This window comes from Acinetobacter tianfuensis (assembly GCF_003611465.1).
Taxonomy (GTDB): domain Bacteria; phylum Pseudomonadota; class Gammaproteobacteria; order Pseudomonadales; family Moraxellaceae; genus Acinetobacter; species Acinetobacter tianfuensis.
Genome location: NZ_RAXV01000028.1, coordinates 44,637 through 53,984, shown reverse-complemented (window position 1 = coordinate 53,984; position 9,348 = coordinate 44,637). Strand labels below are relative to the sequence as shown.

At 44.3% G+C, this 9,348-nt stretch carries 9 protein-coding genes; 2 read left to right on the top strand and 7 right to left on the bottom strand.

The annotated features are described in order from the left end of the window. Positions 1-204: 204 nt before the first annotated feature. The 3 genes from asd to pncB form a co-directional block, all read right to left on the bottom strand. Entirely contained in the window at positions 205-1,056 is an 852-nt protein-coding gene (gene asd / locus D7V32_RS12510; protein WP_120403186.1) for an archaetidylserine decarboxylase, read from the bottom strand. Then, complete coding sequence (locus tag D7V32_RS12505; protein WP_120403193.1) at positions 1,053-1,901, bottom strand: sulfurtransferase; 849 nt, start codon at positions 1,899-1,901, stop codon at positions 1,053-1,055. Before D7V32_RS12505 ends, asd begins: the two co-directional genes overlap by 4 nt. A 221-nt stretch (positions 1,902-2,122) precedes the next feature. Continuing rightward, entirely contained in the window at positions 2,123-3,325 is a 1,203-nt protein-coding gene (gene pncB, locus D7V32_RS12500) for a nicotinate phosphoribosyltransferase (protein ID WP_120403185.1), read from the bottom strand. 473 nt (positions 3,326-3,798) lie between these two features. Between pncB and dtd the strand changes: the two genes are divergently transcribed. After that, the gene (gene dtd / locus D7V32_RS12495) at positions 3,799-4,239 is read left to right on the top strand and encodes a D-aminoacyl-tRNA deacylase (protein WP_120403184.1); all 441 of its coding nucleotides are present in this window, start codon (positions 3,799-3,801) and stop codon (positions 4,237-4,239) included. Positions 4,240-4,364: 125 nt separating this feature from the next. Here the strand turns inward: dtd and D7V32_RS12490 are convergent, their stop codons facing one another. From D7V32_RS12490 to serB, 3 genes are all read right to left on the bottom strand, one after another. Next, a complete protein-coding gene (locus tag D7V32_RS12490; RefSeq protein ID WP_120403183.1) occupies positions 4,365-4,844 on the bottom strand; it encodes an SCP-2 sterol transfer family protein in 480 nt (159 codons plus the stop codon). Between the two features lie 154 nt (positions 4,845-4,998). Next, a complete protein-coding gene (gene aciT / locus D7V32_RS12485) occupies positions 4,999-5,334 on the bottom strand; it encodes an AciT family ciprofloxacin tolerance protein (RefSeq protein WP_120403182.1) in 336 nt (111 codons plus the stop codon). 403 nt (positions 5,335-5,737) lie between these two features. Continuing rightward, on the bottom strand, positions 5,738-6,958 hold the full coding sequence (gene serB / locus D7V32_RS12480; protein WP_120403181.1) for a phosphoserine phosphatase SerB: 1,221 nt from the start codon (positions 6,956-6,958) through the stop codon (positions 5,738-5,740). 77 nt (positions 6,959-7,035) lie between these two features. On the opposite strand from serB, the gene D7V32_RS12475 reads away from it, so the two are divergent. After that, positions 7,036-8,286 (top strand): hypothetical protein, encoded by a 1,251-nt coding sequence (locus D7V32_RS12475; RefSeq protein ID WP_120403180.1) that lies wholly within the window; start codon positions 7,036-7,038, stop codon positions 8,284-8,286. 73 nt (positions 8,287-8,359) lie between these two features. On the opposite strand, the gene D7V32_RS12470 is transcribed toward D7V32_RS12475, so the two are convergent. Continuing rightward, a complete protein-coding gene (locus D7V32_RS12470) occupies positions 8,360-9,301 on the bottom strand; it encodes a bile acid:sodium symporter family protein (protein WP_120403179.1) in 942 nt (313 codons plus the stop codon). Between the last annotated feature and the right edge of the window lie 47 nt (positions 9,302-9,348).

Here is a 9,348-nt window from a genome sequence, read left to right as displayed (position 1 = left end):
ATATTACAATCAGATACAACCACATCAATTTAATGATGGACTCAGCCCTTGTGAGGCTGAAAAAAGACTTAAAAATGTGTCCAATATTTGTTGACCACTACACCTCCTCTTATATCCTTATAGGAGAAGGTTAGGGAGAGGTTTTTTCCCTCCGCCTAATCCCCTCCCAGAGGAAGGAGGAATTTTATAATATTAGACACTCAATTAAAGCGTATGCCCTAAAGCCTCGCCCATCACTACAGTAGAGTTTGCTTTAAATGCAGCATCCCATGCCATTTTATTTTCCTCAAATAAAACCACAGCCGTCGAACCTAAATAAAAACGGCCCAATTCTGCACCTTTTTCCAGCTTCATATCGTGCTGATTCAACTCAATACGGCCTGATGGCTTCACCTTGCCTGTCGCTACCGTTTCAATACCAGCCACAATCATCGCACCGACTAAAACCACCGCCATACGGCCCAATTCCGTATCAAATAAGCAAACCATACGTTCATTGCGCGCAAATAAGCCTGGAATATTTTCCGCAGTCGTTTGATTGACAGAGAATAACTCTCCCGGCACATACAGCGTTTCAGTTAACGTGCCTGCAAACGGCATATGCACACGGTGATAATCTTTTGGCGATAAATAAACTGTAGCAAACTGGCCATTTTTAAACGGCTCTGCCAGCTGCGGATCTGCAATCAATTTTTCTACAGAAAAGCTTTGGCCTTTGGCCTGAAAAATATCACCGGCTTCAATTTTACCCAACTGTGAAATGGCACCGTCTGCAGGTGACACAATACTGCCTGCATCTGTATCAATTGCACGTACGCCGTCTTTTAAAGAGCGGGTAAAAAACTCATTGAATGACTTAAACTTCAAAGCATTGCTTTGCTCTGCAATCGACATATCAATGCCGTATTGCGCTTTAAATGCTGAAATTACCGCATTTTTGACAATTGGGTTTTCACTGGCTGCCAGCTTGCCAACCACACGGGACAGCTTATGCTGCGGTACAACACGCTGCGCTTGAATGAAAAGTTGTTTTTTTAATTGAGATGTGATGCTCAAGACGGCAGCTCTCCGGTTATAACTGGACTATCGAGGCGGTTGCCCCACTCACTCCACGCACCATCATAGGCTTGAATATTCCAGCCCAATAAGCGCCCCAAGATATAAGCCAAACCTGAACGATGATGCGACTGGCAATACACAGCCACCGGTTCGTTTAAATTAAAGCCCAATTGTTCTAAGCGCTGCTGCGTGCGATCTAAAGGATGCAATTTTAAATGATTTTGCCTGTTAAGGGCAGTACTCCATTCAAAATGACGGGCATTTGGAATGTGACCGCCGCGTCGCGCTGCTAGACGCAGGCCTGTATATTCATCTTCTGTACGGCAGTCCCAAATTTGAATTTGGCTATTTTCCACCTGCTCACGCAGCTGTGCATATTCAATCTGAAAGTTTTGCTTATGCGATAAATCAACCTGTACCAAATTTTCAATCGGATCAAACGCAGGCACATCTGCTGACGTTGGAAAACCAGCGCCTAGCCAAGCATGAATACCGCCATTCAGCAGGCTGGTATTTTCAAAACCTAAACAGTGCAAATTCCAAATTAAGCGCCCAGCCCATGCCCCGCCTTCATCGTCATACACCACAACATGATGTTCTGGAGAAATATTTAAATGCTGAATCAGCTGCTCTAAGCCAGCCTGATCCGGCAGCAGGCCCATGGCCTGCTCTTCTTGACGCACCAAGAGCTTCGGCTGCACATGCACTGCATGCGGAATATGCAGCTGTTCATAAACCGAACTGCGGCTCAAATCGAAAATTCTTAATTTTTCATGCCCTAAATACGGCACTAAGTCTTCTGCTTCTATAAGCAAACCAAAATCCAATGCAGTTTCAGTCATCGCTGTCGGTTTCATTATTTATCTACTTATGCCTGATCTTAACATAACTGTATTTTACAATTAGCCGTAATTTCCCGTATGCCTTAGCAAATTTTCAGATATAAACATACATAAGTTACGCTAATAAACAGCGATAAAAATACGTATGAAATTTGCCTAAAAGCGATAGATATAAAAAAGGAGCGGACAAGCGCTCCTTTTCTGTTTATTCACAATACCTTTCAGTCTTCCTGAATCTCAAATACTTGGCGTAAATAAGCAAGGAAAGTGCCGTTATCAGTCATGGTTTTCCCTGGACTGTCGGAAATTTTCGCTACCGATTGGCCATTGCATTCCACCAATTTTAAAACAATATTCAAAGGTGTCTGCCCCATATCATTGGTCAAATTGGTGCCAATCCCGAAACTGACTTGGAAACGGTCTTTGAAATATTGGTGTAATTCCCAAGCTTTTTCCAAATTCAAACCATCACTAAAGGTCAGCATTTTAGTTTTGCTGTCAATTTTCAGCTTTTTATAGTGTGCATATGCTTTGTCACCCCAAACAAAGGGATCACCGCTGTCATGGCGCAGACCGTCAAACAGTTTGGCAAAGTACAGATCAAAATCACGCAGGAAAGCATCCATTCCCACCACATCGGTCAGAGCAATGCCTAAATCGCCGCGGTATTCCTGCACCCATGTTTCAAGCGCTGCTTTTTGGAAATTGCGCAAACGGACATCCAAGGCTTGGAAAGCTTGCAAAAACTCATGCGCCATGGTGCCAATCGGTGTAATGCCTAATTCTTTGGCAATAAATACATTACTCGTGCCGCGGAAAATGTTTGGCGCTGCTTTGTTAAACTCTTCAATCACATGCTTTTGCCATGCAAAGCTATAGCGGCGGCGGGTACCAAAATCCGACACTAAAAATGGCGGATCATTTGGATTTTGCGTTGCACTGTACTGTTTGAGCAGCTCAATTTTCGCCTGTAAACGGCGCTCACCTTCAACCCAAACCTCATCACTGCGGATACGTTGGAAATAAAGCTCATTCACTATAGCCAGAACGAAAATTTCAAACATCATCGCTTGAACCATCGGCCCTTCTACGCGAATGTCTAAACGGCCTTCATCATCAATAGACGCGTGAATAAAGCGGCGCTTAAGCTGGAACAGCTCCAGATAGTCGACAAAATCACTTTTAATAAAACGCAGACTGCGCAAATATTGCAATTCATCTTCTCTAAACTTCAGCTGGCACAATAAATCCAGCTGCGTGTTTAAATCTTCTAAAATTTCCGCCAAAGGATATGCCGTGGCATCTAAATTACGGCACCTGAAATGATACACACTGTGCGTTTGCGGAAATTGATGCAATACCACCTGCAGCATGGTGAATTTGTACAAGTCGGTATCTAGAAGGGATTGAATCAGAGCTGTCATACAATTTTAAGTTTTTCTCAACTCTTGGCATTAAAGCATATTTGTAATAAGGAATGCGCTGTTTTTAGTAAATACCCAAAAACAAAATGGCCTGCGTTTAGCTGGACAGCGCGTTTTAAACTGCTGCAGCCTTACCTCATGCTGTTAACCAGCTCTTCCAGTTTTTGCTCTTGACTCATCATTTTGGCAAATTCCTGCGCTGTCTTTTGACCCGTTGCTGCTAACCGAGCAACAACTCAAGAACGCTTAAACATCATCTTGCTCTCTCTTTTAAACCTTTCCTGCCCGAAAAAGACGAGCAAGAGCTAATAAATAAAAAAAGATAATATTTATGATTTCAGTCGCCTTAGATGATTATTAAAAGTAAATCAAAATCTTTTCAGTACCTTAAGTACAATTTCCACATAATAACTCAGAGCTTAAACAGCAGATTTGCTACAATTCAGACATATCTATTGAGTGATTAAAAAATTATGCGCGCCCTTTTACAGCGAGTGCTCGAAGCCAAAGTCGTGGTGGATGGTGAAACCGCAGGCGAAATTCAGCACGGAATTTTAGTTTTTTTAGGTCTGGGCAAAGAAGATGATTTTGAAAAAGGCAAAAAGCTGATTGATAAGATTTTGAAATATCGCTTTTTTGATGATGAACAAGGCAAAATGGGCTGGAATGTCAGCCAAGCAGGCGGCGGATTACTGCTGGTATCTCAATTTACGCTCATGGCAAATACCCAGAAAGGTTTAAGGCCTGACTTCGGCCCTGCCATGCCGCCAAGCGATGCTAAAGCGCTGTATGAACAATTGGTTCACTATGCCAAAAGCCAATTTGACAATGTGCAAACCGGTATTTTTGCTGCCGACATGAAAGTGCATTTGGTCAATGATGGCCCTGTGACTTTTAATTTAGATGTTGAATAAATACCAAATCATAAAAAAGCCCTCAAGCGAGGGCTTTTTTATCTCAAAAATTTCATCCATATTCATTCCCTCTTTGTATTTCTCCGAAAAGGGAGAAAATAAACGGCTTGGATGAAATTTTTAAATTACTTACCTGTTTTTTCTTTAATGAAAGCGCGGGCAATTTTAATTTTTTCTTTCACCGGTTTTGGCAATTTTGGCGGCACCAATTTAGCCACTTGGTTAAACCATACCAATAAGCCAAAATCACCTTTCATTTTAATGCTGCCGTTCTGCATACCCGTCATAAATGCAGTCGGGTCGCCTTTCATTAAAGTCTTCACACCCTGTTCACTGTCAGCAAACTGTAAAATGAAATCAGCTTTTTCTGCATCGCCTGAAACTGTGTCAATATGACCGTTGTTGACGATAATCTGACGCGCAACACCTAAATCTGTACCGATTTGGATACGGAACTGACGCTCATGAACCAATTCAATAAACTTGGGGCTAGTACGCGCCAGCTGTTTCATACGAAGCGCCAAACCAGCAACCAGTAAATCCAGCGGGTCCGTGCTGACATCAACCAGCGGTAACTTCACGACAGGAATTGATGATAATTTCATGACATTGAGCCTATTGTAATTGTTGGAAAAACGACTGCCTCATCCTACCATAACTTCTATTTTTTAAACTAAGCCTTTGCTGCATAAATTATCCAGCAGGCACAAAAAAGGCATGCGCTTGGCATGCCTGACTTTTGCATTCTAATTATGAGAATTAGCGGCTTGAAAATTGCTGCTGATCGTCTTCATACACTGGCGTATGTTCAATATAGCGGCGCTTTGCAGCACGCTGCTCGGCACGGCGGTCTTCTGCAAACAGCATCAGAATAAATACGGCCATCGCACTCATCAGCGCAACAAGATAGCTATAAGCCATTGGCAATTCAAATACCGCCTGTGCGCCGAAGCGGATCACTTCAATCATGCCCCAAGCCAGCATACCTGCGAACATATAATTCAACCAGCGACGATACGGCGAGAAGAAAACAGCAATGACAGCAGCCGCGACTAAGCTTAAGCCCAGAATGGTGGCAAAATTCGCTGTTACCATATAAACCTCCGACGTTTAACAGAACCTTGCACAAGCTGAGCTCTGTAAAAATAACCGTTTAATCAATCAATGGAATGTATGAACATCAATCTCTATGACTGCATTATGCGCAGTTTTTTTGATAAAAAAAGTCTTGTTATCCGGTTAAGCGACACATATTGTCGCAACATTATTTTGTCATTACATTTTTTTAATTTTAAGTTTTTACAGAACAAGGACAGCATCTCGCTTGGCGTGTCATTACAAAAAAATAAGTGCAATTCTGCATGCTAAAAATTATTTTTCAGATCATGTTAATCGTTGTTTTTGTCGACTATTTTTTAATAGTAAACAAATGATTTGCACCGCGGACAAATCAAAAAGCGCAGCTTTACAGCTGCGCTTCTTCATTCAGCCATGCCGCTTAAGCGCGGTTTAAATCTTTATCATGCACGCCCAGCAAGTACAGCACGCCATCCAAACCGACGCTAGAAATCGCCTGATTGGCATTTTGACGTACCAAAGGTTTCGCACGGAATGCGACGCCTAAACCTGCAATTGACAGCATCGGCAAGTCATTTGCGCCATCGCCTACCGCAATGGCCTGCTCTAAAGAAATACCCATTTCTTCAGCAATTTGTGTCAGCAGCAAGGCTTTACGTGCGCCATCCACAATATGGCCTTTCACTTCACCTGTGACTACGCCATCCTGAATATCCAAGATATTGGCATGCACTTCATCAATGCCCAGCTTCGCTTGCAGATACTCAGCAAAATACTGGAAACCGCCTGATAAAATTGCTGTACGGTAGCCTAATGCTTTTAAAGTCGAAATTAGACGCTCTGCGCCTTCAGTAACCGTCAAGCGCTCTGCAATTTTCGACAATACAGATGCATCCATGCCTTTGAGCAATGCCACGCGCGCACGGAAACTGCTCTGGAAATCCAGTTCGCCCTGCATTGCGCGTTCAGTAATTTCTGCGACTTGAGCGCCTACGCCAGCTTCAATGGCCAGCTCATCAATCACTTCCTGCTCAATCAGCGTTGAGTCCATATCAAAACAAACTAAACGGCGGTTACGGCGGTAAGCATTGTCTTCCTGTACCGCTACATCGACATTCAACTCTGCAGACAGGCTCAAGCAAGCTGCGCGCATAGCTGCGGCATCTAACATTTGACCGCTTAGGCCAAATTGCACACAGGCGCGTTTTGGGCCTTCAGCGCTGCCGTCCAAGCTTGGACGGCCTGATAAACGGGTTACTGTTTCAATGTTAAAGCCTTGGCCTGACACAATTTTTGTTACAGCCTGTAAATGTGAAGGGGTCAGCTCTGGTGCTAAAGCCGTCACGATATAGCGTGTACGGCCTCCTTCACTTACCCATTGTTCATATTCAGTTGCAGAGATTGGTTTAAAACGAACTGTTAAGCCAATTTCATGTGCTAAAATTAGAATTTCCTTCATTGCTAAAGCTGTAGCGGTTTGGTCATCTGACGAAACAACAATACCTAAAGTCAGTTGGTTATGAATGACGGCTTGACCTACATCTAAGATCTGTAAGGAATGGGCGGACAGCGCCTGCATTAATCGGGTAAATTGATTAGGCTGGTCTGGACCTAAAAATGAAATAAGAATGATTTCTCGCATGAATTGACTCGGGTCTGAGCTACAACTATTGTTAGAATCATAATCGAAAATGAACAGTTTTGCCTTGGAAGTTTACGTTGAATGCGCCTAGACAAGGGCTATTTGCTAGCCTACTAATAGTAAGTTTCGCTTTCCATACCTTTTTATTGGTATTGGCAACCACACATCAGCTGAACGAAAACCGTGCCAGCCAAGGTCAACTGATGACCAGCCAGCTGGTCACAGACAGCATTTCAGAAATGGAACCGGCCAATACCGTATCTTTGGCGCTGCTGGCTGACCGCTATGCAACGAACCCAAGTGTGGCCTCTATCCGTATTTTAAATGCCAGCAAGCAAGTGCTGGCAACTGGCGGTCAAACCAAAACCCGTGAAGGTGAAGTCTTTGTCCGCGATGCGCTGCAAAATGAGAAAAAAGTCGGCACAGTCGAAATTACGCTCATCAAACCAAGCATTGGCGAAATTCTGCGCACACAATGGCTAGCCATTATCGTATCTCTGCTGATCCATGGCCTTTTATGGCTGGCATACAGAGCGATTGCCCGTCCGAGCCGCAGTGAGTTTCTAGCGCGCATTAATAATGAATCACGGCTGAAGCATGAAATTCAGAGCTTAACCCAAGCTTTGGAACAAGAAAAACACAATGCTGCGGTGGCAATTGCCCAAGCACAGAAAAATGCGCAGCACCAGCCTAAAAAAGAGCAGAAGCCAATTGTGCTGGACAACAGCAGCCTAGCGCTGAATATTCAGTTCTATGATCCCAAACAGCTGCTAGATACTGTAAATAAAACGGTCTCTGGGCCATATTTCAACTTATGCCAGCTGTTTTTGAATAAGACAGTGGATCTCTGCCTGCAGTACTACAAGCTGAATAGCTCTGACATTACCACTGTGCAGAAGTTCGATGATCATGGCGCTGTCATCAGTATTTCTGCAGAACAGCCAAATGCCCTGCAATGCCTGACCATGATCAGTGCTGTCTTCCAGCTGCTGTCTGACGTTCTGTATAAACGCTACCGCGAAGAAAAACGTTTTGTGCTGCAAACCCGCAGCGCGATTTCCAGCTCAGTAGAAGCAATGCAGCTCAGTTCAGTACAAGCGGCTGAACGCCTTGTGCTGCAGCTGGCAGCCAAAGAAAATGCAGTGCATGTGCCAAACCATCTGCTGAAAGACATTTCAGACCATTTCCAGCTGGTCAGCCTGCCGAATCCAACCAATGTTCTAGCCCGCCATGCCTTTATGATCAATGGCATGGACTCCGAAGCGGCTGAACTGGCTCAATCATTCCGTACCGAAATTTTAAAATCGAAACAATCTAAAGCCTCTTAAAAGCGCTGCAGATAAAAAGCCTGACATATGTCAGGCTTTTTTTTATTCTTAGATTCTCAGCTGAATGCCTTATCTATTTCTGTCCATCGAAGCGCCCAGCCCAATAGCTTGCCAGTATTGAACCTGAAATATTGTGCCATAAGCTGAAAATTGCGCTGGGTACAGCGGTAATAGGCGACGCCGCAAAATGCGCCGCGGCTAAAGCAACACCTAAACCCGAATTTTGCATACCGACTTCAATCGATACCGCTTTACAGTCAGCATAGGGCAGCTGGAATATTCTCGCTGCCCAAAAGCCCAATAAGCAGCCCAAAGCATTATGCAGAGCAACCACGGTTAAAATAAGCAAGCCTGACTCCAAAATTTGCGCTTTACTGCCGCCAATAATCGCCGCCACAATAGCAACAATAGCCGCCACAGAAATCAGCGGCATCAGCTGGGCCGAAGCTTCCGCCTGTTTTTGAAATAGGCTGCGCACAATCAAGCCCATTAAGATCGGCACAAGCACAACCTGCAGCACCGACAGCAGCATAGACCATGCATTGATATCGACCCATTGGCTGGCAAGCACATAGAAAATGGCAGGTGTCAGCACTGGCGCAAGCAAAGTCGAAACAGAAGTACACGCCACAGACAATGCCGTATTGCCTTTTGCCATAAAAGTAATGACATTCGAAGCAGTCCCTCCCGGACAGCATCCAACCAAAATGACACCAACTGCAATCTCAGGCGGCAAAGCAAAAAGTTTGCACAACAGATATGCTAAACCGGGCATGACTAAAAACTGCGCTGCCACGCCAATGCCTACAGCCTTCGGGCTGTGCAGCACGCTTTTAAAGTCTGAGGCGCTCATGGTCATGCCCATACCGAACATAATAATGCCCAGCATCCAAGGTATATACGCTTTCAGCCAAATAAAAGCGTCGGGAGTCCACAGCGCCAGCGCTGAAAACAGCACGACCCAAAATGCAAAGGTCTTTTGTATCCACTGTGAAAGTTTCAAAAAGCCAGACATTTCAAAATCCTTATTGAATCTGCTGCACACACTGCCACAAAGCGCCT